Annotated in this window: 27 protein-coding genes; 13 read left to right on the forward strand and 14 right to left on the reverse strand. The window is 68.9% G+C overall.

The annotated features are described in order from the left end of the window. The 4 genes from ABT297_RS24710 (at position 1) to ABT297_RS24725 (ending at position 2520) form a co-directional block, all read left to right on the forward strand. The gene (locus ABT297_RS24710; RefSeq protein WP_350553669.1) at positions 1–990 is read left to right on the forward strand and encodes a helix-turn-helix transcriptional regulator; all 990 of its coding nucleotides are present in this window, start codon (positions 1–3) and stop codon (positions 988–990) included. Positions 991–1095: 105 nt separating this feature from the next. Further along, positions 1096–1410: a PadR family transcriptional regulator gene (locus tag ABT297_RS24715; RefSeq protein ID WP_350553671.1), complete on the forward strand. Its 315-nt coding sequence runs from the start codon at positions 1096–1098 to the stop codon at positions 1408–1410. Further along, positions 1407–2231 carry a hypothetical protein gene (locus ABT297_RS24720; RefSeq protein WP_350553673.1) on the forward strand — a complete coding sequence of 275 codons (825 nt, stop codon included), beginning with the start codon at positions 1407–1409 and terminating at the stop codon, positions 2229–2231. Before ABT297_RS24715 ends, ABT297_RS24720 begins: the two co-directional genes overlap by 4 nt. A 115-nt stretch (positions 2232–2346) precedes the next feature. After that, the gene (locus ABT297_RS24725; RefSeq protein WP_350553675.1) at positions 2347–2520 is read left to right on the forward strand and encodes a DUF3073 domain-containing protein; all 174 of its coding nucleotides are present in this window, start codon (positions 2347–2349) and stop codon (positions 2518–2520) included. A gap of 24 nt (positions 2521–2544) precedes the next feature. On the opposite strand, the gene ABT297_RS24730 is transcribed toward ABT297_RS24725, so the two are convergent. The 7 genes from ABT297_RS24730 to ABT297_RS24760 all read right to left on the reverse strand — a co-directional run bounded on the left by ABT297_RS24730 (position 2545) and on the right by ABT297_RS24760 (position 8684). Beyond that, positions 2545–3198, reverse strand: coding sequence for a response regulator (locus ABT297_RS24730; RefSeq protein ID WP_350553677.1), 654 nt, complete (start codon positions 3196–3198; stop codon positions 2545–2547). Further along, positions 3195–4037 carry a sensor histidine kinase gene (locus tag ABT297_RS24735; protein ID WP_350553719.1) on the reverse strand — a complete coding sequence of 281 codons (843 nt, stop codon included), beginning with the start codon at positions 4035–4037 and terminating at the stop codon, positions 3195–3197. The genes ABT297_RS24730 and ABT297_RS24735 overlap by 4 nt, the downstream gene beginning before the upstream one ends. A 196-nt stretch (positions 4038–4233) precedes the next feature. Beyond that, positions 4234–5319, reverse strand: a complete 1086-nt coding sequence (locus tag ABT297_RS24740; RefSeq protein ID WP_350553679.1) for a sensor histidine kinase — start codon at positions 5317–5319, stop codon at positions 4234–4236. A 10-nt stretch (positions 5320–5329) separates the two neighbouring features. Beyond that, positions 5330–6016 (reverse strand): response regulator transcription factor, encoded by a 687-nt coding sequence (locus ABT297_RS24745; RefSeq protein ID WP_350553681.1) that lies wholly within the window; start codon positions 6014–6016, stop codon positions 5330–5332. A 40-nt stretch (positions 6017–6056) separates the two neighbouring features. Further along, the gene (locus ABT297_RS24750; RefSeq protein ID WP_350553683.1) at positions 6057–6761 is read right to left on the reverse strand and encodes a VanZ family protein; all 705 of its coding nucleotides are present in this window, start codon (positions 6759–6761) and stop codon (positions 6057–6059) included. A gap of 83 nt (positions 6762–6844) precedes the next feature. Beyond that, a complete protein-coding gene (locus ABT297_RS24755; RefSeq protein WP_350553685.1) occupies positions 6845–8095 on the reverse strand; it encodes a serine hydrolase domain-containing protein in 1251 nt (416 codons plus the stop codon). A gap of 196 nt (positions 8096–8291) precedes the next feature. After that, the gene (locus ABT297_RS24760) at positions 8292–8684 is read right to left on the reverse strand and encodes a MerR family transcriptional regulator (RefSeq protein ID WP_350553687.1); all 393 of its coding nucleotides are present in this window, start codon (positions 8682–8684) and stop codon (positions 8292–8294) included. Positions 8685–8742: 58 nt separating this feature from the next. Here ABT297_RS24760 and ABT297_RS24765 point away from each other — a divergent pair, with 58 nt between their 5' ends. Continuing rightward, a complete protein-coding gene (locus tag ABT297_RS24765) occupies positions 8743–9288 on the forward strand; it encodes an MFS transporter (protein WP_350553689.1) in 546 nt (181 codons plus the stop codon). Positions 9289–9317: 29 nt separating this feature from the next. Further along, a complete protein-coding gene (locus ABT297_RS24770; RefSeq protein WP_350553691.1) occupies positions 9318–10112 on the forward strand; it encodes an alpha/beta fold hydrolase in 795 nt (264 codons plus the stop codon). 41 nt (positions 10113–10153) lie between these two features. On the opposite strand, the gene ABT297_RS24775 is transcribed toward ABT297_RS24770, so the two are convergent. Then, the gene (locus tag ABT297_RS24775) at positions 10154–10690 is read right to left on the reverse strand and encodes a TetR/AcrR family transcriptional regulator (RefSeq protein WP_350553693.1); all 537 of its coding nucleotides are present in this window, start codon (positions 10688–10690) and stop codon (positions 10154–10156) included. A 101-nt stretch (positions 10691–10791) separates the two neighbouring features. On the opposite strand from ABT297_RS24775, the gene ABT297_RS24780 reads away from it, so the two are divergent. Beyond that, positions 10792–11271 (forward strand): nuclear transport factor 2 family protein, encoded by a 480-nt coding sequence (locus tag ABT297_RS24780; RefSeq protein ID WP_350553695.1) that lies wholly within the window; start codon positions 10792–10794, stop codon positions 11269–11271. Positions 11272–11468: 197 nt separating this feature from the next. Here the strand turns inward: ABT297_RS24780 and ABT297_RS24785 are convergent, their stop codons facing one another. After that, on the reverse strand, positions 11469–12209 hold the full coding sequence (locus ABT297_RS24785; protein WP_350553721.1) for a TetR/AcrR family transcriptional regulator C-terminal domain-containing protein: 741 nt from the start codon (positions 12207–12209) through the stop codon (positions 11469–11471). Positions 12210–12230: 21 nt separating this feature from the next. Here ABT297_RS24785 and ABT297_RS24790 point away from each other — a divergent pair, with 21 nt between their 5' ends. Beyond that, positions 12231–13361, forward strand: a complete 1131-nt coding sequence (locus ABT297_RS24790) for an FAD-dependent oxidoreductase (RefSeq protein ID WP_350553723.1) — start codon at positions 12231–12233, stop codon at positions 13359–13361. A 25-nt stretch (positions 13362–13386) separates the two neighbouring features. Here ABT297_RS24790 and ABT297_RS24795 read toward each other — a convergent pair whose 3' ends face one another. Together ABT297_RS24795 and ABT297_RS24800 are read right to left on the reverse strand one after the other, a co-directional pair. After that, positions 13387–13677: a hypothetical protein gene (locus tag ABT297_RS24795; protein ID WP_350553697.1), complete on the reverse strand. Its 291-nt coding sequence runs from the start codon at positions 13675–13677 to the stop codon at positions 13387–13389. A gap of 125 nt (positions 13678–13802) precedes the next feature. Continuing rightward, positions 13803–14159 carry a hypothetical protein gene (locus ABT297_RS24800; RefSeq protein WP_350553699.1) on the reverse strand — a complete coding sequence of 119 codons (357 nt, stop codon included), beginning with the start codon at positions 14157–14159 and terminating at the stop codon, positions 13803–13805. A gap of 919 nt (positions 14160–15078) precedes the next feature. Here ABT297_RS24800 and ABT297_RS24805 point away from each other — a divergent pair. The 4 genes from ABT297_RS24805 (at position 15079) to ABT297_RS24820 (ending at position 18358) form a co-directional block, all read left to right on the forward strand. Then, positions 15079–16527, forward strand: coding sequence for a hypothetical protein (locus ABT297_RS24805; RefSeq protein ID WP_350553701.1), 1449 nt, complete (start codon positions 15079–15081; stop codon positions 16525–16527). Positions 16528–16544: 17 nt separating this feature from the next. Beyond that, entirely contained in the window at positions 16545–17093 is a 549-nt protein-coding gene (locus ABT297_RS24810) for a DUF3558 family protein (protein WP_350553703.1), read from the forward strand. 72 nt (positions 17094–17165) lie between these two features. Beyond that, positions 17166–17861 (forward strand): hypothetical protein, encoded by a 696-nt coding sequence (locus ABT297_RS24815; protein WP_350553705.1) that lies wholly within the window; start codon positions 17166–17168, stop codon positions 17859–17861. Between the two features lie 128 nt (positions 17862–17989). After that, positions 17990–18358 (forward strand): LPXTG cell wall anchor domain-containing protein, encoded by a 369-nt coding sequence (locus tag ABT297_RS24820; RefSeq protein WP_350553707.1) that lies wholly within the window; start codon positions 17990–17992, stop codon positions 18356–18358. Here the strand turns inward: ABT297_RS24820 and ABT297_RS24825 are convergent. The 3 genes from ABT297_RS24825 to ABT297_RS24835 are packed head-to-tail and all read right to left on the reverse strand — an operon-like array spanning position 18281 to position 19902. Continuing rightward, positions 18281–18808 carry a hypothetical protein gene (locus ABT297_RS24825; RefSeq protein WP_502885637.1) on the reverse strand — a complete coding sequence of 176 codons (528 nt, stop codon included), beginning with the start codon at positions 18806–18808 and terminating at the stop codon, positions 18281–18283. The two genes, ABT297_RS24820 and ABT297_RS24825, sit on opposite strands and share 78 nt — an antisense overlap. After that, positions 18717–19688, reverse strand: a complete 972-nt coding sequence (locus tag ABT297_RS43210; RefSeq protein ID WP_502885638.1) for a SigE family RNA polymerase sigma factor — start codon at positions 19686–19688, stop codon at positions 18717–18719. Before ABT297_RS43210 ends, ABT297_RS24825 begins: the two co-directional genes overlap by 92 nt. Positions 19689–19740: 52 nt before the next feature. Continuing rightward, positions 19741–19902, reverse strand: coding sequence for a hypothetical protein (locus ABT297_RS24835; RefSeq protein ID WP_350553711.1), 162 nt, complete (start codon positions 19900–19902; stop codon positions 19741–19743). A gap of 149 nt (positions 19903–20051) precedes the next feature. Between ABT297_RS24835 and ABT297_RS24840 the strand changes: the two genes are divergently transcribed. Beyond that, positions 20052–20225: a hypothetical protein gene (locus ABT297_RS24840; RefSeq protein ID WP_350553713.1), complete on the forward strand. Its 174-nt coding sequence runs from the start codon at positions 20052–20054 to the stop codon at positions 20223–20225. Positions 20226–20881: the final 656 nt, after the last annotated feature.

Raw genomic sequence — 20881 nt, forward strand, 5'->3', positions numbered from 1 at the left:
GTGCGTGCCAGCCGATTACTGTCCCTGCTGCTGTTGCTGCAGAACCGCGGACGGATGAGCGCCGCACAGCTCGCCGCGGAGCTCGGCGTCACCGCCCGGACCGTCTACCGAGACGTCGAGGCGCTGGCCGCGGCGGGCGTGCCGATCTACGCGGAGCAGGGGCCTACCGGCGGGTACCAGCTAATGGACGGCTACCGCACCCGGTTGACCGGACTGACCGCCGACGAGGCCGAGTCGCTGTTCCTGACCGGTATGCCGCAGCCGGCCGCCGAACTGGGACTCGGCGCCCAGGTGGCCGCCGCCGAACTGAAGTTGATGGCGGCGCTACCCACTCCATATCGGGAGGCGTCGACACGAATCCGGCAGCGCTTCCACCTCGACGCGCCGGGTTGGTACCGCGAGCCGGACGCCGTGCCACATCTGCTCGCCGTCGCGGAGGCGCTCTGGCAGGACCAGGTCATCGAGGTCCGGTACCGTCGCTGGGCGCCTCGGCCCGGTGTGGTCGTCCGGCGGCTGCACCCACTGGGACTCGTCCTCAAAGCGGGGGTCTGGTATCTGATCGCCGCCCGCCGCGATGAGCCGCGCACCTACCGGGTCTCCGCCATCGTCGAGCTGCAGCGGCTGCCGGAGACCTTCACCCGCCCCGACGGCTTCGACCTGGCCAAGTTCTGGCAGGCACACGTCGAACGGTACGAGCGGGCCGAGACGGCCGAGGTCGCCGTGGTGCGCCTGTCGCCCGCAGGGATCGCAGCCCTGCCCGACATCCTCGGCCCGAGGGCCAGCCGGCTGGCGACGCGCACCCTCACACCCGCCGATCCGGACGGCTGGCGACGCGTCACCATCCCGCTGGAAAGCGTGGAACACGCCACTGCCGGCTTACTCCGGCTCGGCGCGGACGCGCAGGCACTCGCCCCTCCCGAACTGGTCGAGCGGATCGCCGCAACGATCCGGGCGATGACCCGGCTGTACCCGACGGCGTCGGGGGATTGACACAGGCTCGGACGGCGGAGGCGGACACGGTTGGCGGCGCTGTCGGTGGTTGACGCCACTACTCCGTCCTGCGATGCTACGTCCGACGTAGTAATCGGAGGTGGCATGTCCGGACTCACCGAGTTCGGCCGGTTCTCAGAACCGGCCTTGCTCATCCTCGTCAGCCTCGCCGAGGGCCCAAAGCACGGATACGCGATGCAGGACGACATCGCCGCTCTCGCTGGGGACCGTCCCGGCCCTGGCACGTTGTACGGCGCGATCCGCCGCCTCGAGGAGCAGGGATTCATCCAGGCACTGCCGGAGCGGGAACGCCGCAAGCCGTACCAGCTCACCGACAGTGGCCGGGCGGCGCTGCAGGCGGAACTGGCACGCATGCGGGCCGTCTCCACTGCCGGACTGCGCCGGTTGGCCCTGTCATGAGCCGCGCCGCACGGCTGGTCCTCGCCCTCTACCCGCGCCCCGTCCGGGACCGGTATGGCCCGGAGATCGCCGACCTGCTCGCCCACTCACGGCGACCGGGCCGCGACCTGGCCGACGTGGCCAGGAGCGCGCTCGCCGAACACCGGCAAGCACTCACGTACACGCGGCTACGTCCCCACCTGAACGCGGCCGCCGGCCTGGTCGTCGCACCCATGGCCTTCGCCGGCGCATACCTCGCCGTCTACACCCTCTGCGCGTCGGCATTCGCAGCTGTCGCCGCCATCGCCGGCGTATCGGACACATACCAGACATCCTGGCGCATCGCGTCGGCGGCAGCGGCCCTCCCGATCGCAGCGGGGGCGATCTGGCTGGCGGGGCACGCGCGGCTGCCGTTCACCTCGGCGCTCGCGCCGACGGGGCTCGCCGTCGGCGCCCTGCCGCTGGTGCTGCTCCTCAACGGGACTGGCTCATGGCCCATGATTGCCGCCCTCGGGTGCTGGTGGGCGGCGACCGGCGCACTGTCCACAGTGGCCGTCGGGTTGGTCCGCCGGGGACGCCGGCGCCGCGCGGTACTCACGCTGGCGCTCGGTGGCGTGCTGGCGTGCGTGCTGGCGTTTGCCGTGTATGGCTCGTCGGCTCTCGGCTCGGCGTCCGTGGCCCTGGGCGTCTACCCGGTCACCGCACTCGGCATGGATCCCCGGATCATCGGCGACCCAGCCGGAAACGTGGCCGACAAGATGACGATCATGCCTGCGTTGCTCACCATTTGTACCGCTTACGCCCTCGGACTGGTGACCACCGCGCGCCGCGCGCGTCGCTGATCCACGTGCGTCACGTCGGCGTCTCGTCGCCGGCCGATTCCGATGTACTGTTGGGGAACGAACGAACATTCTCTCGCGCGGTCGCGGCGGCGACCCAGGCATGATGGGGGCGGGCATGGGACGCGGACGGGCCAAGGCCAAGCAGGCGAAAATCGCCCGGGACCTGAAGTACTTCAGCCCACCCACCAACCTCACCGCGCTGCAACGCGAACTCGCCGGCGCGCCCCAGACGGCCGACCACGACCAGACCCACCACATCGGTGAAGGCGACGGCGGCCGCGAACGATGAGCGGCCGGCCGATCGGGGCGGTCGCTAGGCGATGAGGCCGGACTGGTAGGCGAATACCACCAGTTGGGCCCGGTCACGGGCACCGAGCTTGATCATTGCGCGGCCGACGTGGGTACGGGCTGTCGCGACACTGATGCCGAGCCGTTCGGCGATTTCGTGGTTTGCCAAGCCCTCGGCGGCAAGGACCATGATCTCGCGTTCGCGATCGGTGAGGGTGCGCAGTTGCGGGTGCGGGGTCGTGGCCCGCGGTGCGAGGGTGACAAACTCGCGGACCAGGGTGCGCGTGACCGACGGCGACATCAGCGCCCCGCCGCCGGCTACGGTCCGGATGGCGCGTAGCAGATCCGCGGGACTGGTGTCCTTGAGCAGGAAGCCGCTCGCGCCGTGGCGTAGCGCGTCAAAGACGTATTGATCATGCTCGAATGTGGTCAGTACGATGATCCGGGTTTCCGCCAGTTCGGGGTCGGCGGTGATGCGGCGGGTGGCCTCAAGTCCGTCGATGCCGGGCATCCGGACGTCCATGAGCACGATGTCGGGGCGGGTCCGCGTGGCTGCCTCCAGCGCGCCGAGTCCGTCCGCGGCCTCGCCGACGCAGGCCAGGTCGTCTTCGTTGTCGATGAGTGTCCGCAGCCCGAACCGGACCAGGTCCTGATCGTCGACGATGAGCACGTTGATCATGCCTGGGTTCCGATCGGTAGCCGCGCGTGTACTTCAAATCGTTCGGCCACCGGGCCGGCGGTGAACTCGCCACCCAACGCCTCGACCCGGGCCCGCATGCCCGCGATGCCCGAGCCGGCGCCGCTGATCGTCGCGCCGGTCCGCGGGTTGGCCACGGTGATCGTGACGCTGCCGGGCTGGTACCGGACGGTGACCTCGGCCCGATCGCAACCGCCGTGCCGAAGGACGTTGGTGAGGGACTCTTGCACGATGCGGTACGCGGCGAGGTCGACGGCGCCCGTCAGCGGGTGGTCCGCCGCGCCGGAGATGTTCAGGCGGACGTCGATGCCGGCGTCGGCCATCCGTCGGCTCAGCTGTTCGAGACTGGCCAGACCGTGCGACGGAGTTCGCTCGTCGTCGGTCCGGCGGACCACGGCGAGTGTGGCGCGCAACTCGTCGAGAGCCTGCTGGCTGGTACGGCTGATCGCAGTCAGGGCTACCTGCGCGTGGCTGGGCTGGCGCGCCATGACGTGCAGGGCAACGTCGGCCTGCATCTTGATGGCGACCAGGCCGTGGCCGACGATGTCGTGGACCTCCTGCGCCACGCGCAGCCGCTCTTCGGCGACACGCTGGCGGACCGCCTCGGCTCGTGACCGCTGCGCGGCGGCGTGCCGCAGCCGCAGACCGTATCCGACCGTGGCCGGCACGACGGTCCAGGCGGCGACCGGCACGACGCCGAGCCAACCCAGCGGTCGGCCCGAGCTGAACAGGTGTACGAGCATCAGCCCGAGGGCTGCGGCGGAGCACCACAGCGCCGGCCGCAGCGGCCCGTGCCGGGTCGCGCTGTAGACGGCGAGCATGAACACGATCAGGATGGGACCGTACGCATAGCCGGCTATGAGGTACAGCGCGCGACGGGGACAGCGGTTTCAACTCCCCGCACCATCGCGGAGCGGCTGTGCAGCGCCAGCTCGGTGTCATCGCCGAGCGCCTGCTGCGGCGGCCACCGGATCGTTGAGGACGCCAGCCCGAACGAGGCGCCGTTCGGGGAGGATTCTACGGCGTGCCGGGAAGCCGGACCGTGACGAGGAGACCGCCGTTGGGGCTGGGGGCGAGATCGAGGGTCCCGTCGTGGGCCCGGACAATGCTGTGCACGATGGCCAGGCCGAGGCCGACACCGGCGTGCTCGTCGGTGCGTACGCGTTCGGTTCCGCGCTGGAAGGGTTCGGTGAGGGTCGGTACCAGTTCCGGTGGGAGCCGACGGCCCGTGTTCTCGACCCGCAGCACGCTCGTGTCGCCGTGCGCCTCGGTGTGGACCGTCACGATGCCGCCGGCGGGGAGGTTGTGGACGATGGCGTTCTGGACGAGGTTCGTCACCATCCGCAGCAGAAGCTCCGCGGAGCCGCTGGTCTGGGCCGCCCCGCCGGTGACGTCGAGCGTGATCCGGCGCTGTTCGGCAAGGGGAAGCAGTGTTTCGGCGGCTTCTTCGGCGATGAGGGAGAGTTCGACGCGCTCGCGGGTGAAGTCTCCGCGGTCGCCGCGGCTGAGCAGCAGGAGGGCCTCGGTGAGGTCGATCGCCCGCGTATTGACAGCGTGCAGGCGTTCGATGAGTTCGTCCCGGTCCCGCGTGGGGTCCTTGCGGGCGACGTCGAGGAGCGTCCGCGAGATCGCCAGCGGGGTGCGCAGTTCGTGGGAGGCATTCGCGGCGAACCTCTGCTGCTCGGCGACGTGGGACTCGACTTGTTCGAGCATCGAGTCGAACGCGTCGGAGAGTTCACGGAATTCGTCCTGGCGGCCCTTCATGCGGATCCGGTGGGACAGCGACCCGTTCCCAGCCATCCGGGCCGCATCCGTGATCTGTGTGAGTGGTGCGAGCATCCGGCCGGCGAGGATCCATCCTCCGACGAGGCCGAACGCCAGCAGGAATGCCAACACGGCGGCGGCCCTCGGAGCGAAAACGTGCAGGAGGCTGGATCGGATGGGAAAAACACCCTCAGCGGGGATGTCACCGGAGCCGGGGAGGAGGAGCGCACGGTCGGGGACGTAACGCAGGAGGAACACCCACACCGTCGCGAGCAGCAGGGCGCCGGCAAGCATGAGGAATCCGGCGTAGCTGAGGGTGAGTTTGACGCGAACGCTCAACCCCGGTTTCCTATCCACGCTCGCCTCCGGCCGCCGGTTGCGTGTCGATGCGGTAGCCGACGCCGGGCACGGTGGCGATGATCCATGGTTGGCCGAGCCGTTTGCGCAGTGCGGAGACGGTGATGCGCACGGCGTTGGTGAGGGGGTTGGCGTTCTCGTCCCAGGCCCGTTCCAGTAGCTCTTCGGCGCTGACGATGCCGCCCTCGGCGGCGATGAGGACTTCCAGGACGGCGAACTGTTTGCGGGTGAGTGCGACGTGGCGTTCGTCGCGGAAGACCTCCCGGCGGAAGGGGTCGAGGCGCAGGCCCGCGATCTCGCGGACCGGGGGTCGGGCGTACGCGCGTCTGCGGTTGAGCGCCCTCAGCCGCAGGACGAGCTCTCGCAGCTCGAACGGTTTGGTGAGGTAGTCGTCGGCGCCGAGCTCGAACCCGGAAGCCTTGTCGTCGATCCGGTCCGCAGCGGTGAGCATGAGGATCGGGATGCCGCTGCCGGACGCGACGATGCGCCGGGCGACCTCGTCGCCGGAGGGGCCGGGGATGTCGCGGTCGAGGACCGCGAGGTCGTAGGAGTTGACGCTGAGCAGTTCCAGGGCGGTGTCGCCGTCGCCGGCGATGTCGGCGGCGATCGCCTCCAGCCGCAGACCGTCGCGGACGGCTTCGGCCAGGTAGGGCTCGTCCTCCACGATCAGCACGCGCATGCTGAAAGCCTACGATCGGTTTGCCTACTGGACACGCGACTCAGTCCGTCGTGGCCGACGCGGGGTGAGACTGGTCCGACGGCACCTCCGCCGCATTGCGCCACCAGCGGCGTGACGCCAGCCCGGCCAGCAGAGCGCCGGCGGCGTTGACCAGTATGTCATCGACAGAGGACACCCGGTCCAGCCGGAAGAAGTACTGTGCGGTTTCGATCAGGGCCGAGCAGCCCGCCCCGAGCGCCAGAATCCGCGGCACGGACCCCAGTGCCGCGAAACGCATCGGGGCGAAGAACCCCAGCGCCGCGAAGACGAGCAGGTTGCCGCCGATCCCGACCGGCCCCATCGTGATCAGGTCCCGCAGCGGGATCAGGCTTACCCGGCCGGGGACGATGCCGGCCCCCGGGCCCGGTTGCAGGGTCAGCCACACCATCGGCACCGTCCCGTAGACCATGCCCACCTCGGCCAGCGACATCCGCCACACCGAGGTGACGCCGGCGGCGCGCCGGAGGCTCGCCAGAGCCCACACCAGCAGCGCAGGCAACGGCAGCCCGACCAGCATCATCAGCAGCGGACCGTTGAACGTGTCGTAGCAGCCGTGCCACCGCCCGGCCATGCACGCTGGAGCGGTCATCATGAGCGGCCGTCGCACGAGGACCGCGACGCCCGCCACGCCCAGGATCGCCAGACTGACGAGCACGATCCTGCGCGTGCGGCGGGGTGGTGCGGACGGGGGTGCGCTGTGGTTCATGCCCTCATTAGAGACGGAGGGCCGTTGCGGTGGCGTATGCAGTTTTGGATACGCTCGCGATACACGGAATCCTCGCCCACCCCTCAGCCACCCGCCCCGCCACCGGCCGGGGCCCCGGTGATGGCCTGCGTCTCCTGCTCGAGGAGGTCCAGTAGGCTGGCGGTGTCGCGGTTGACGAGGGTGACGGCGACCCAGCCGGTGTACGGGTAGATGCTCCAGTTGGCGCCGACACCGGGGTTTCCACCGGAACGCTGGTACTGCCACTGGCCATTGACGATGTCGATCGCGAGCCCGTACGCACCGAACGACGCCGGCCCGTGGGGGATCTTGGCCCCGAGGAGCACGTCGGCCCAGGGCCGCTCGAGCAGCGTGCCGTCGCGAAGCGCGTTGGCGAACCGGACCAGATCCGGCGCGGTGGCGAAGCCACCGTCCCCGGGGGCATCGATGAAGGCACGGCCCGGGTTCTTGCCGAGTATGTACGGGTACGGGCTGCCCTGGTCCAGGTTGCGGAGGGCGTCCACCACGCTGCCGTTGGCCAGCTTCATGTACGGATGCGCGATGTGCTTGTCGGTGAGCCACTGCGGCCGGGTGTAGAACGCCGAGCCGGTCATGCCGCAGCGCTTGAAGATGTTCCCCTGGACGTAGTCCCAGTACGTCGTGCCGGCCACGGCCTCCACGATCAGCGCGGAAATGGTGACCTCCGCCTCCGAGTGGGCGGTGTCGGGAGTGCCCGGGACGCCCACCAGTTTCGCCTGCCGGGCCCGCTGCTCGTAGTACTCGTGCACCTCGTCCCGGCTCTGGAAGACGCGTTGCACGTCCTCATCCGGGCTGTCCAGCCCGGAAGTGCCGGACAGCAGGTGGTGGATGTTGACCTGCTCGGCGATGTCGTTGGCGAAGCCGGTCAGGTGGGCGCCCACCGTGTCCGACAGCCGCAGCTTGCCCTGCTGGGCCAGCTGCAAGATGGCCACCGCGTGAAACGGCTTGCCCGCCGAACTGAGGCTGAACGCGGTGCCCTCGCGGTTGGGGATCCCCTTCTCCTGGTCAGCCATGCCGTAGCTGCGGGACAGCACCGTCCGGCCCCGGTGCGACAGCAGCACCACACCGGAGAACTTGCCCTCGGCGGCCAGCTGCGCCACGTACCGGTCGTAGGCGCCGCCGGGCAGGGTGTCCGGCGGGATCTGGTCGTGCCCGGACGAGGCGGTTGGGATCGAGTCGGCGTGGCCGAGCCCGGCGTTCACCAGAGGCGCGCCGGCCGCCACCACGCCGGCGGCCGCCAGTCCGCCCCATCTGAACAGCCGCCGCCGGTCGATGCCCTGTACCGAATCCGAGTCCATGATCACGGTCCTTTCCCAGTCGACAAACCTGGCGCTGACGGTGGTGCGCTGTGGTTCATGCCTCCACTGAAGACGGAAGACTGTTGCGCTGGCGTATGCATTTTTCGATACGCCCGCGATACACGTTCCGGGAAGATCACTGGTCGTCGTATGCCGTGGCGATCTCGCGTGCGACCTTGTCATCGCTCGGTCGGCATCAGCCCTGTGACATCGGCTGCTGGCTTGCTGGGGCGGCATCGGCGGGGCCAGCGGCGATGACCGCGTCGAGCATGCCCTGTGACCTCTGCAGATCTTTGATCGCGTGGGTGATGCGCTCGCGCTCGCGGCGCAGTTCCGCCACCAGGTCGGAACACACCGGCGCGAGGTTCGGGCCGTCGTCACGGACGCATGGCAGGACCTGGGCGATGGTGGTGGTCGACAGTCCGGCTGCGAGCAGGGTGCGGATGCGCCGAACGGTGTCCACGTCCGCGTCGCTGTAGGCACGGTAGCCGCTGGGCAGCCGTGTCGGCGCTAGCAGCCCCTGTTCTTCGTAGTAGCGCAGCAGTCGCTCGCTGACCCCGGTCCGGCGGACCATCTCCCCGATGCGCACGTGGTCTGCACCTCACCGCATTGACTCTCACACCGATGTGAGACTTTAGCGTTCGGTCATGACCACCGGCACAGTCCCCTCGGCGACCCAGTCACGCCTGCTCCCTGCGCCGGGCCGGGCAGCCGCCTTGGCGGTGCTCACCGCATGCGTGTTCGTGGTGGGCACCGCCGAGTGGGTCATGGTCGGGCTGATGCCCCAGCTGTCCGCCGATCTGCATCGCCCGCTGCCCGCCGTCGGGTCCCTGGTGACCTGGTACGCCCTTGTGGTCACCGTCGCCGGGCCCCTGGTGACAGTGGGGATGCTGCGCCTGGCACGCCGCCGCGCGCTGCTGGTCTTGCTGGGCGTGTTCGTCGCTGGCAACCTCGCCGCAGCTTTGGCGGGCAGCTTCGGCGCCCTGGTGGCGGCCCGGATGCTGACCGCGATCAGCGCCTCCGCCTTCAACCTCGGCGTCGCCGGCGGCTCCCTCCTCGGCGGCCAAGCCCTCACCGCTGGTCTCAGCCTGCATGACCTGCCCTGGGTCGGTGCCCTGGTGGCCGGAGGCGCCGTGCTCCTCGCAGCCGAGGCCGCCCGCCGATCACGCACCACCACGGTCACCACGGAGTGACCCCCACAGAGAACAAAGGAGAGACACGTATGTCCAGTGCCCTGCCCAGCTCCAGCCTCGGCCGCGTGGTGCGCGGCACCGGCCCGGGCCTGCTGCTCGCCCATGGTGCCGGCGGCGGTATCGACGCCAACTACGGCCCCATCCTGGATACCCTGGCCGCGCAGCACACCATCGTCGGGCCCGACTACCCCGGCACCGGCCGCACTCCGCGTGCAGAAGCTCCGCTTTCCCTGGACGGCCTAGCCGATGAGCTGGTCGCCACCGCCGTGGAGGAGGGCGTGCAGACCTTCGCCATCGCCGGTTACTCGCTCGGCAGCCCGGTCGCCATCCGGGCCGCCACCCGTCACCCTGATCGCGTGACCGCTCTGGTCCTCACCGCAGGATTCGCCCACCCCAACCCGCGGTTCCTGCTCGCGGCCCGGCTGTGGCGCGACCTGCTCCGCGCGAACGACCTGGAGCACGTCGCCGGCTTCCTGTCCCTTATCGGCCTCAGCGCTCCCGCCCTGGACGACGTCGGCCAAGACGACCTCGACGCGGCCATCAGGACCACCGCGGCCACGATCCCGCCGGGCACGCCGGAGCACCTCGATCTGCTCATCAACCATGTCGACGTACGAGCAGATCTCACCGCGCTCACGGTGCCGGCACTCGTCATCTCCACCACGCTCGACCAGCTCGTCACCCCGCACCACCACCGGGAGCTCGCCAACGCCATCCCCGGGGCGCGCTACGCCGAGATCCCATCCGGGCATCTACCGTTCATCGAGCAGCCCGAGCAGTGGAGTGCCCTCATCCGCGACTTCCTCCGCCAGAGCCGCACCTGAAAGCCCCACGCCGGTCGAGTCAAGGCCCGGTCACGTCAGCGCTACCGGGTGGAAAAGCCATCCAGGATGACGTCGATGGCGCGTTCGAGCACCGCAGCTGGGACCGGCGCGACCGCGGTGGTCTGGGCCAAGCCGCGTACTAACAGATAGAGTTCCTCAACGCCGACCTCCGGCCGGACCGCGCCGGCGGCTTGGGCACGTCGTAGCGCCATGTCGACTGCAGCCTTCACCTCGCCTGCCACTGTGACGACGGCCGGTGGGGCATCGCCCAGCATTGAGGCCAAGGTGAGCTTGTTCGCGCCGCGCTCGATCATCTCGCGGATCAGCGCGTGCAACGCCGCCGCCGGATCGGGCGCGGCGGCTGCGGCCCGGGTCCGGTCGAGCAGGCTGGTGAAATGCCGCACCAACGCGGCCTCGATCAGCGCCTCCTTGCTCGGGAAGTGCCGGAACACGGTCGCGATGCCTACGCCGGCCAGCCGCGCCACCTCTTCGGTGGAGCCGGCCTCGCCGTGCGTGCCGAAGACGTGGTCGGCTGCGGCAAGGATGCGCTCGCGGTTCTCCCGGGCATCCTGACGCATGCGACCACCTTAACCGAAGTCTGGATTTCGCTACGCTAACCGGAGTCACGACTCTGGTAGGAGGTCGCATCTTGCGTACGCCCGAGGAAACCGTCCGCGCCGTGGCCGCCGGCATCTGCCGCCTCATGCGTGGGGGGCTCACCGCCGCCGAGGAGGCGGCACAGATCGACGAACTGGCAGCCTGCTACGCCGAGCGCACCGACGTGCGCCACCCGTTCCACCCGGTCGGCGACACCCCGCTGCTCAGCCGGGCCAGGGTGCGAGAGCACTTCGGCACCGGCGGTCCCCCGGCCGGTGTGGAGCGCTACGACGTCGTTGACGACCACGTGTATGCGACACCGGACCCCGAGGTGGTGATCTTCGAATTCCGGTACGCCGGCGTGGTTGACGGCCGCGCCTTCACGCTGCCCTGCATCTTCGTGGCCCGAGTCCGGAACGGCGAAATCGTCGAGTCCCGTGACTACGTTGACCATGTGGCCGGCGCCCGCGCCTTCGGCCGCCTGCCCGCCCTGGCCGCCGCGCTTACCGCGTCTCAGGTTCCCGCCGGCAGTACCAGCGCCGAATCGGCCTTGACCGCCTGAACGCACGAGCCGCCTTCGGGTTCGCGCTATCGCGGATCCGCAGGCTCGTGACGACGCTGCCGGCCGGCGGCGCGGCGGTTGTCGGCCAGGAACCTGCTCACGATTCGCCCACAGGCGGCAACCGTCGCCCGCGCGCACTTGCAGATCCATAGCCGACAGTATGAGCGCCGAGAACCCCGACGGTGGCCGCGCCCAACTCAGGTCACGTGTGGGGATGCGCTGGTGACGCCGTCCAAGAGGGTGGTCAGGTTGTGGTGGAAGGTTTCCTCGGCGTTGAGGTGGGCGCCGTCGATGACGAGCCGGGCGATGGTGGGGTAGCGGCCCGTTTCGAGCATGCGTGTCAGGTAGGGCCCGAGGGCGACCTGCCAGGCGGACACGTCGGTACCGGTTGAACGGGCGGTGCGGCGCTCGGTGATCTCCCTGCGGAGCGCTCCGACGATGAACGCGTTGAGGGCGCCCAAGGCCCGCTGGAGATCGTCGATACCGCGCACGCCAGGGGCCTGACTGAGCGCCGCCGCGGTCGATTCGCCCACGGCGAGCGCATGAGGTCCTAGGTGTGGCCTTCCGCCGAGCAGGTCGGCGAACCACTCATGATCAAGCGCGGCATCTCGGGTCCGGTGCACGATGGCCAGTACCGTCGCGCGCCACTCGGAGTGCTGGCCGGCCTCGGCGATCTGGGCATACACGGCGTCGACCATCAGATCGAGCAGTTCGGATCTGTTGATCACGTAGTCGTAGAGCCGCATCGGACCGACGCCGAGCCCTTTGGCGATCTTGCGCACCGATAGCTCGTCGAGGCCGTGTGCGTCGGCGAGCCGGATCGCCGCAGCGGCGATCTTCGCGCGGCTCAGCGGCACTGGCGCCGCCCGCGGCCGAGGCTCGGGCCGCTCCCAGACGGGCAGCGGCGTGCTACCGTACGGCGTATCCATAAGGTACATCGTACGGTAAGGAAGATGATGATGCGAATCGCGATCGCTGGCGGCGGCCTCGGCGGCCTGACGCTGGCCCGAATCCTGCACCGGCACGGCGTCGGCGCGGTGGTGTACGAACGCGAGGCAAGCCGATCCGCGCGATCTCAGGGCGGAATGCTCGACCTGCACCCGGAGTCCGGACAACAGGCCCTGGCCGATGCGGGCCTCACCGACCGATTCCGGTCCGAGGCACGGCCAGAGGGCGAGGAACATCGCATCCTCGACCCGGCCGGACGTACCCTCGTGCACCACAAGCCACAACCCGGCTCATTCTCCGGACGCCCCGAGATCGACCGCAGCGTACTGCGTGATCTTTTGCTCGATTCACTCCCCGGCGACACGGTGGCCTGGCAGCACCGGCTCGTCGCGGCGACGCCACGACCCGGCGGAGGCTTCGGGCTGACGTTCGATGGCGGCCACAGCGCCGACTGTGACGTCCTCATCGGCGCGGACGGCGCACGCTCGCTCGTCCGGTCGCTGCTGACCGACGCGAGACTGTCCTACGTGGCCACGTTGGTAGAGCTGAGCATCAGCGACGCCGATCAGCGCCACCCGGATCTCGCCGAGCTGGTCGGCCCCGGGAACCTGTGGTGCATCGGCGTGAACCAGATCCTGGCAGCGCAACGCCTCGGCGACGGCCGCATACGAGTCGGGATCTCAGTGCGCGCAAAAGATCGTGACATCGACACATATCGCAGTAAGCGTGCCCTGCTCGACCTGTTCGACGGCTGGGACCCAAGCCTCACCGCACTCATCGAAGCCGGCGACAGCGCGCCGACACCTCGCAGGATCGAGGCGATGCCCATCGGTACACGCTGGGCCAACCGGCCGGGAATCACCCTCCTCGGCGACGCCGCACACCTCATGCCGCCGGTCGGCGAGGGCGCCAATCAAGCCATGCTCGACGCCGCCGAACTCGCCGCCGAACTCGCCACCAACACCGCCGACCCCGACTCGGCGATCCGGACATACGAAGAGGCGATGTTCACCAGGATCCAGCCGATCGCCGAAATGTCCGCACGAGTCCAGGCGATGATGCTGTCCCCAACCGCAGCCGACGACATCGTCCGTTTCTTCACGCCGCGGCCCACCGAGCCAGCACCCGCCCCGACTGCCTGATAGCTGCGGCCGATCGTTTGGTCACTCAGGCGGAGCGTGCCGCCTCGAGCCCGTCGACGATGGCCTCGAGTTCAGGCCGCTTGGCGGCGTCGGTGACGAACCCGACGAACGGCCCGCCCTCGAAGATGAGGGTGACCTGGACCAGCCGCTCCTTCTCGCGCCCGAACAACCTGACGCGCCGTTCCAGATCTTTCCACTGCGCACCTCGAAACGAGGACGCTGGTGTCCGGGCGACGGGCTGAGCGCCGCGCAGCTTCTCCAGCCAGCCACCGTCGAGTACGAGCCGCTCGTTCGACTGCCCGTCAACAACGATCACGTGCGCAGGATAACGAATCTCTGCCCACGTGCGAGACCGTCCACACAGCCAGATATCCGACGTCGGTTGCGATACCGGTGGGTGCGCGTCCCGCGTGGGGCCGGAGGAAGCATCCTCAAACGCCATCATGGTCGGACGAGCTTCACGATGTACTCGGTGTCGTTGTGGTGACCCTCGAACTCGACGAACTCCCCGGCAACAAACGTCCAGCCGCTGGCCGCCATGAGGGCACGCAGCTTCTCGATGGGGATTCGCACAACGTCTTCCGGCACATCCCATTCGTCGATCGACTCGCGCGCCCGGGCCACGAGCTGTTCGATCGTCGCGATGTCCTGCGGATCTGGCTCGTCACCGGCATATGGCATCCACTCGCCTTCGGTGACGCGACGTATCAGCTCCGCCTCGATCTGCACGACGCCCTCTAGGCTCTCGTCCCAGTCATGCTCGAAGTAGCTGAACATCAGCATCAGCATCTCGGCCACGCGGTGATCGTAGGCGTGACCAAGATCCAGCGACACCGCCACGACCCACAAGCCTCTGCCATCAGGTCAACGCGCGCCTTCATCTGGCCGCGATCCGAGCGCCACGCGGCGATTGTCATGACCTTGCCGTCGACTTCTGCATGGATGGCCGGCCTGGCCTCTGATCTGCGCGGCTTACGGTCATTCCGTAGCGCATTCCGCGCCGGGTCCGCGGCGGGCGAGTCGATCCCAGATGTCGGTGTACGTCACCATCACCATCCACCCCGCGAGCAGGCGCCGGACCTCATCAGTTCCTCTTCCACTGTGGACAGTTATCGGTGGTAGCGCAGAGGAGACGCCAGCGGTCATCCCATCAGCTGTCGCAACTCCTCACGACCAGTGTGCGCCCAAGGTCTATGAAATCCGGACATGCCGGCCGCAAACGAGCTGGCCGGGGCCGGCAGCGGCATGCTCACCGTCGGCCCCGTCTTACGTCATCTCGACCACGGCAGGTAAGCCGCCGACGACCAGAACTCGCCACCGCGACGCCTGCGCCACGAGCACACCATCGCCGTCATCGACCCCGCCACGGGGCGCCTCGGCACGGCGGTCGAGCACCCGCCGGGGCCGATCGATCAGATCATTTCGACGTCGTACCGCGCGTGCTGCTCCTCAGCCGCCCGACCGGCCCGGGCTGCTCGGTCGGCATCACGGTGTACAAACGCGAAGAACCGCTGACGACGGCGGCGCCGGCGGTACCGCGGACGCGTCGCACGGCTCGGCGGCCTGTGGCTTTGAGCGTTGCGCGCTCTGATGATCTTCTCAGTCGGGATCCCGACTGAGAAGGCCAGTTGATGTAGCTGCGATGTTAGCCAGGACCCAGTAACGTCTGTTTTATTGATCATCAGACGGAGTGGGCATGGGCAGACAAGTTACTCCGATGGCCAGCCTCGGGCTCGCCCTTGCCCTCACCGTGCTCAGTGGCTGCACCTCGACGGGGAGCGGCCAGAGCGGCACAGCCGGCGGCGGCGCTGGGGCGACCGAGTCGGCGCGCACGTACGGGTATGGTCCCGCAAACGACAAGTCGATCAAGTACCAGCCGGATGTCGTCATCGTCGAAGGCGGCCCGAACGCGGTTCGCTCCGCGACCGGAGACGGTCTGACCTGGACCATCGATGGCAAGGCACGCGGCGCTTCCGACATCAAACCCGGTAAGGTCATGTATGCCACGAGCCGGGCGGTAGGACGCGTGGTCGACCTGCAGCGGGCGGGCGACGACATCGCGGTGACGCTGGCGCCGGTGAAGCTCACCGAGGTGTTTCGGGACGCACGCTTCACCATTGACCGGGCGATCGACGAGAGCGCGCTCGTCTACCAGGAGATTCCTGACCTGCCGGCGGCGGTGACGATTCCCGCGCAACCGCGCAACAAGATGGAACCGATCGCGTATACGGGTGGGGCGAGTTCGGACCAGACCGAAACGGTGCTGGCGTTGCACCCGATCCGGCTCGGCCCGGGGTCCAAGCGCCCGATGCCGCTGGCCAGGGAGGCGAACTACACCGCGGCGGTCGGGGACTGGGAGGCCCAGCCGTATCGGTCGAGCGGCAATCTCGGTTTGAAGGTCGGTTACGCGGCCAACGAGAACCTCAAGGTCTTTGTCGACTTCTCGATGAAGGTCGACAAGCTGCGGATCCGATCCGACGTGTCGATCTCGAACGGGACGATCGGCAGCCGCTCCACGTTCGCCCTCGACGGCATCAAGAGCATCGCGGTCAACATCGCCGCCGGTGCGGCGAACGGCGCGGACGATAACAAGAAGGTCCGGGTCGAGGTTCCGGTCGAGATCAACATTCCCATTCCGGGCGAGCCGCTCATGTACAGCAACACCTGGAAGTTCATCGTCACCACCGCGCTGGGCGGCAAGAACGCGACGTTGACCGCCGGCGGGGAGTGGGCCCTCGACGGCCTCATCGGCATGGTCGACGGCTCGCTGGTGACGCCAGTCCTGAGCGTCACCAAGAGCATCATGGACTCGATCACGGGGCTCTCCGTCGGGGTCAGCGGCATCGTTTTCGCGGTCGAATGCAAAATCCAGTTCGGTATCGGAATCCCTGCCGCATTCGCTGGCCCCTATGCGAAGCTGGTCGTCGACCTCGGGGTGACCAACGGCTCGGCGCTCGGCGCTCCGTTAGCCCGATGTATCGGGGCTGCCCTTGACGCGAAAGTCGGTGGCGGCTTTGGGTTCAATCTGTCGTCGGACAAATTGAAAGCCCTGGAGGCGTTGCTGCCCAAGACCGTGAAGTTTGAACTCGAGCGCGAGACGCTGGCGCCCTTCTTCCAGAAGAAGCAGACCCTTCCGGACGTTCCATTGTGCACTGGCCCTGCGTGAAGAGGAGAGGTAGTCCGATGACGAGGATCCGTGTTGGTGCGGCGGCGCGGGTGCTACCCGTAGCCGTGCTGGCGCTGTTCGGGCTGTTGGGATGCGGTAAGTCGGACGGCAAGACTGCCAGCGGAGTGGCAGCGAACAAGGGAACGGCCACGTCCGCACCGGCCGACCCCGTCGAGGACGAATCGGCGGCCCCGGCCAAGGCCGCGGTGGATCCATGCAAACTCCTGACCCAACAGGAGGCCGAGAAACTCGCCGGCACCCGGCTCGACAGTGCACAGCCCATTCGCGAAACCTGCACCTACACCGGACCGGTGTCCGGACCAACAGCGCAAGTGGAGATCTACGTCGGGGACGGAGCGAAGAAGTTCCTCGACATTGATCGCGATCTCGGCCACGATCTGCAGCCAGTGTCCGGCATCGGCGATGAGGCGCACCTCGAAGACGGCACGATATTCTTCTCCAAGTCGGGCACGTGGGTATCGATCCGTCTCGTACGACTCAACGATCCCGCCGAGAACCGCAAGCCCCTGGAGGAGGCGGCCCGGAAGGCAGCCAGCCGGATGTGACCGCGCCCGCGCCTGCCGGAGCTGAGACCCTTCTCCCGGCGCCGGAGCCACTCAGGACGGGATAATGCTGGGGTGGCCAACCGTCAGTCCGATCCGCTCTCCTGGGTCGCCCTCGGCTGCTTCGATGTCAACCCTGCCGATCTCGACGGGGCGGGGTATCCATGGGGCCACGTCATTCCGACCGAACGCGTCATCCGCGCCGACGACGATACGGTCCAGCGTCTGCCCCACGAGGGCTGGCGTGAACTGACCATTCAGACCGAAGGCGGCCGGGTGGGTCAGGCCCGGCTGTTCGCCGCGCCACACAACGAGGGGTGGGCCATGGTCCACGTCTCGGCGCCGGTCAACGGGGTTTGCCGCCTCAGCGCCAATCCTGGGCCGGTCCATCCCCGTCCCGGCCGACCGAGCCGACGACAGGGACTGCTGCTCACCTGGCCCGAAGGACTCCGCACGCCGGCCGCCAGCCTGAACGGCCTCAGCGTCACCCTCATCAACATCGGCGACACTGTGTGGTCGCCCGATGCTGAGGAGGCCCAATACGTGCACGCATGGCTGCTCGACGAGCGCGGCGAGCGCATCGGGCTACCCGGATTCGCCTACCGCGGCCACCGTCAAGACCTGCACGACCTCACCCGTGGACAACTGCTGAGCCTGCCGGTGGACTTCGGGTCAGAGGCTACACGCGCCGCAGCCGGCGTCTATGGCGTCCAAGCCGTGATGCCGAGCCTGAACCTCTGGTCTACTCGCGGCACCGTCGTCGTGCTGTGACGACGCACCGCACGGATTGCCATTCCTGGCGCACCGGCGGGTCGACCTCGCCGGTGACGCAAGTAGCGTATGGCTGTCGTTCCGCCCGCCCGTCGGCCAGTGTCCGCCATGCACCAGCCCCTCGAGCCATGTCATCGGTGCCCGCCCGCGTCCGCGTCCGCGTCGACCAGCCCGACCCCGGTCGGTGGGCCCCGCCGAAGACCGGCTCGAACATTACGCCGTACGCGCTCGTTGGCGTTGGCGCGCTGACCGCAGGCGTCGTCCTGCTGCTGCTCATCCGTCGCCGCCGTCGGCCGCAATTCGCCGGGCGAGCGGCCAGACGGTCCGGCGAGAGGCTCGGTCGAGATTCGCCGATCACACTCCGGGGCGGCGCCGCCCCGTACCCACGCGTGGCGGTCCGGGGCGGCGCGGATCGGCGGTCAGGAGGCCGCGATATGGAAGGCCGGGTCCAGGGCGAGCACGGCCAGCTGAGCGTCGTCGAACGGCAGCGCGGCTAGCTGCGGATCGCTGCTGCGGAGCGGGTCGAAGGAGCTCCGTTTGGACTCCGCGACGTAGACGACCGTGCCGTCGGGGTGGGCGTAAGCCGACCATTTGTCGATCCGCTGGTCGGGCAGGTCGTTGCCGCCGCCGGTGGCCACTGCGACGGCCTGGCCGCCGCTCGACACCACGCCGCAGCCCGACGGCTTGGTCCAGAAGACACTCGCGATGTCGCACGGGGTCGCGCCGGTGCGCAGGCCCGGATCGTGCACCTGCACGATCAGCCGCCCAGCGGCGCCGTCCTTGCGAATCTCGATCGAGGCCAGGTAGCTCCAGGCGTCCCGGTCGCCGACCTTGTCCTCGAACTGCGCCTGCTCTTCACGGGCCTCCGAGTTGGGCGAAATGGTGTACCCGGCCGGCACGAGCGTGGTCAGGTGCGCCCGCAGTGCCTTCGCGGCGTCGGCCTTCACCCCGGCCCGGGCAGTGCGGTCCTCCTGGGGCGAGCCGTTGGGGCCGGTGGGCCAGACGGGCTTGGTCTCGCTGCCGGTGGGCAGCGGGGAGGCGCTTGCCTTGCCGGGCACCGGGGGGGGTGATGGTGGGCGTGCCGCTGGCGGCGACCGGCTGCGGGGCGCCCGCGCTGGCCGAGGCGACGGCGACGCCCACCGCGGTCAGCGCGGCCAGGGCGGCCGCACCGACGGCGCCGCCGCCCACGAGCATGCGGCGCCGGGCCGCCCGGCGGCCCGCGCGCAGGGCATCCGCCGGCGACATGCTGGACGGGGCGTCGCTGTCGTCGAAGGCGTGCCGCAGCGACGCCCGGAACTGCTGATCGTCCATGATGTCTCGCGCTCTCTTCGTGGCATGGGTGTCAGTCGGTGGGTGTACGTCGGGCTCAGGTGGGCGCGCAGGGTCTGTAGTCCCCGTGCGGCCTGGCTCCTCACCGTGCCCGCCGAGCAGCTCGGCGGTCTCCTCGACAGAGAGGTCCTCCCAGTACCGCAGGACGAGCACGGCGCGTTGCCGCGACGGCACGGACGCCAGCGCGGCGAGCACCGCGACCCGGTCCTCGGGCCCGGACTGCAAGGCGACCGGCTCCGGCGGCGACTCGCTCGTGCGCACGCGCCACCACCCGAGCCGCCGCTCGTCGAGGAACGTCCGCACGAGCGTGCGCCGGACGTACCCGTCGAGCACCTCGTGCCGCGCGACCCGGTTCCAGGCGAGGTACAGCTTCGTGAACGCCGTCTGGGTGAGATCCTCGGCCCGGTGCCAGTCTCCGCACAGCAGGAACGCCGTGCCGCGCATCGCGTCCGACCGCGCGGCGAAGTATTCGGCGAACGCCGTGTCCCGATCCGTCATGCGCTACTCACGGTCCCAGAGCCCCGCCCGGTTGCACCGCGTACGCAAAATTTCAGGCGGACGCGCGCAGCAGGTGCGGCAGGCCGGGGAAGCGGCGCTCCAGATCGTCGTGGCATAGCCTGACCAGCCGGCGGGCGCCGTGCACGCGGCGTACGTCACCGCCACCTCGTGGCCGGCGTCGCGCAGCACCGTAAAGATGCACTGTGATGTGCACAGTCGCTCCTGCGTGGCTGGTGAAGCTGATGCGGTCCATGTCCAGGCCGGGTCGGGTGGAGGCGGCGTCGTCGCCGGCGCGGATGGGTGCCTGGTAGGCGGTGAGCAGGGCGTATACCGTGTCAGCGTCACGAGGTGTGGTCGACTGGGTTGTTCCTCAACGTCGCCATGCCAGGCGGTCTCGGTGAGGCCAACGAGTTGCTGCGCACGCGCGGTGAGCAGTCCTGGCGTGGCTGGGACGATCTGGGTACCACCTATCGTGGCATCGCGGGCGGCCGTTTGGAGAACATGGGCATCCTGTTCGAGCGCATCGCCTTAGGTTGACCGTCCACTGTAGATCTGCGGTACTTTATAGACGCTCGCCTGTTTTGGAGCGGTTGAGTATGCCCACGTCCGACCGGAGGCGTCGTCGACCGGCTGCGTCCGCGGGTACACGCATCGGGAGATCGACGACCCGTCAGGCCGCGCGCCGGCCGATGTCTTCGCTGGATCCGTTAGGCGGGCATCGAGGAGCGGTCTTGGCGATCCGACCTTCTGATCCGCAGTCCGAAGTGGACGATCAACTCGCCCAAATTCAAGCATAGCAAGGAAAAGCCCGCGGATGGCGCAGCGTGTCCGAGGTGATGCGGCATCGTCCGCGCTGGCCAGCTGGCTCGGCACCCCGCAAACGCCAATGCCCACTTTGGATCGGACGCGGATGTTTCTGAGCCGTACGGCTCCGTCCGCGCCAGGTAGCGAACATCCGAGCAACCAGCGAGCAACCGATCACGTGAAGCCCACGCCCGCACGGACTCTGCAGTCGCACCCGCATCCGGATCCGTCGAGACAAGACGGCTACAGTGCGTTACGGCCTGACCGGTAGGGGTGCTTGATCAATTCACTCATCTGGCACCCCTCTGTGTCAAGAGGCCGCCAGAGACGGTGTTCTAGAGTGGGTTGTGGCGGGTCCGGGAAGTGGCTTGTCCGAAGTGCTGGCTGTC

Origin of the sequence: Dactylosporangium sp. NPDC000555 (assembly GCF_040300025.1) — a bacterium.
Taxonomy (GTDB): Bacteria; Actinomycetota; Actinomycetes; order Mycobacteriales; family Micromonosporaceae; genus Dactylosporangium.

Coding starts and splice junctions, on each gene's coding strand:
- ABT297_RS24715 (WP_350553671.1), top strand. CDS start 1,096: ATGTCCGGACTCACCGAGTTCGGCCGGTTCTCAGAACCGGCCTTGCTC.
- ABT297_RS24720 (WP_350553673.1), top strand. CDS start 1,407: ATGAGCCGCGCCGCACGGCTGGTCCTCGCCCTCTACCCGCGCCCCGTC.
- ABT297_RS24725 (WP_350553675.1), top strand. CDS start 2,347: ATGGGACGCGGACGGGCCAAGGCCAAGCAGGCGAAAATCGCCCGGGAC.
- ABT297_RS24730 (WP_350553677.1), bottom strand. CDS start 3,198: ATGATCAACGTGCTCATCGTCGACGATCAGGACCTGGTCCGGTTCGGG.
- ABT297_RS24735 (WP_350553719.1), bottom strand. CDS start 4,037: ATGCTCGCCGTCTACAGCGCGACCCGGCACGGGCCGCTGCGGCCGGCG.
- ABT297_RS24745 (WP_350553681.1), bottom strand. CDS start 6,016: ATGCGCGTGCTGATCGTGGAGGACGAGCCCTACCTGGCCGAAGCCGTC.
- ABT297_RS24750 (WP_350553683.1), bottom strand. CDS start 6,761: ATGAACCACAGCGCACCCCCGTCCGCACCACCCCGCCGCACGCGCAGG.
- ABT297_RS24755 (WP_350553685.1), bottom strand. CDS start 8,095: ATGGACTCGGATTCGGTACAGGGCATCGACCGGCGGCGGCTGTTCAGA.
- ABT297_RS24765 (WP_350553689.1), top strand. CDS start 8,743: ATGACCACCGGCACAGTCCCCTCGGCGACCCAGTCACGCCTGCTCCCT.
- ABT297_RS24770 (WP_350553691.1), top strand. CDS start 9,318: ATGTCCAGTGCCCTGCCCAGCTCCAGCCTCGGCCGCGTGGTGCGCGGC.
- ABT297_RS24775 (WP_350553693.1), bottom strand. CDS start 10,690: ATGCGTCAGGATGCCCGGGAGAACCGCGAGCGCATCCTTGCCGCAGCC.
- ABT297_RS24785 (WP_350553721.1), bottom strand. CDS start 12,209: ATGTACCTTATGGATACGCCGTACGGTAGCACGCCGCTGCCCGTCTGG.
- ABT297_RS24790 (WP_350553723.1), top strand. CDS start 12,231: ATGCGAATCGCGATCGCTGGCGGCGGCCTCGGCGGCCTGACGCTGGCC.
- ABT297_RS24805 (WP_350553701.1), top strand. CDS start 15,079: ATGGCCAGCCTCGGGCTCGCCCTTGCCCTCACCGTGCTCAGTGGCTGC.
- ABT297_RS24810 (WP_350553703.1), top strand. CDS start 16,545: ATGACGAGGATCCGTGTTGGTGCGGCGGCGCGGGTGCTACCCGTAGCC.
- ABT297_RS24820 (WP_350553707.1), top strand. CDS start 17,990: ATGTCATCGGTGCCCGCCCGCGTCCGCGTCCGCGTCGACCAGCCCGAC.
- ABT297_RS43210 (WP_502885638.1), bottom strand. CDS start 19,688: ATGACGGATCGGGACACGGCGTTCGCCGAATACTTCGCCGCGCGGTCG.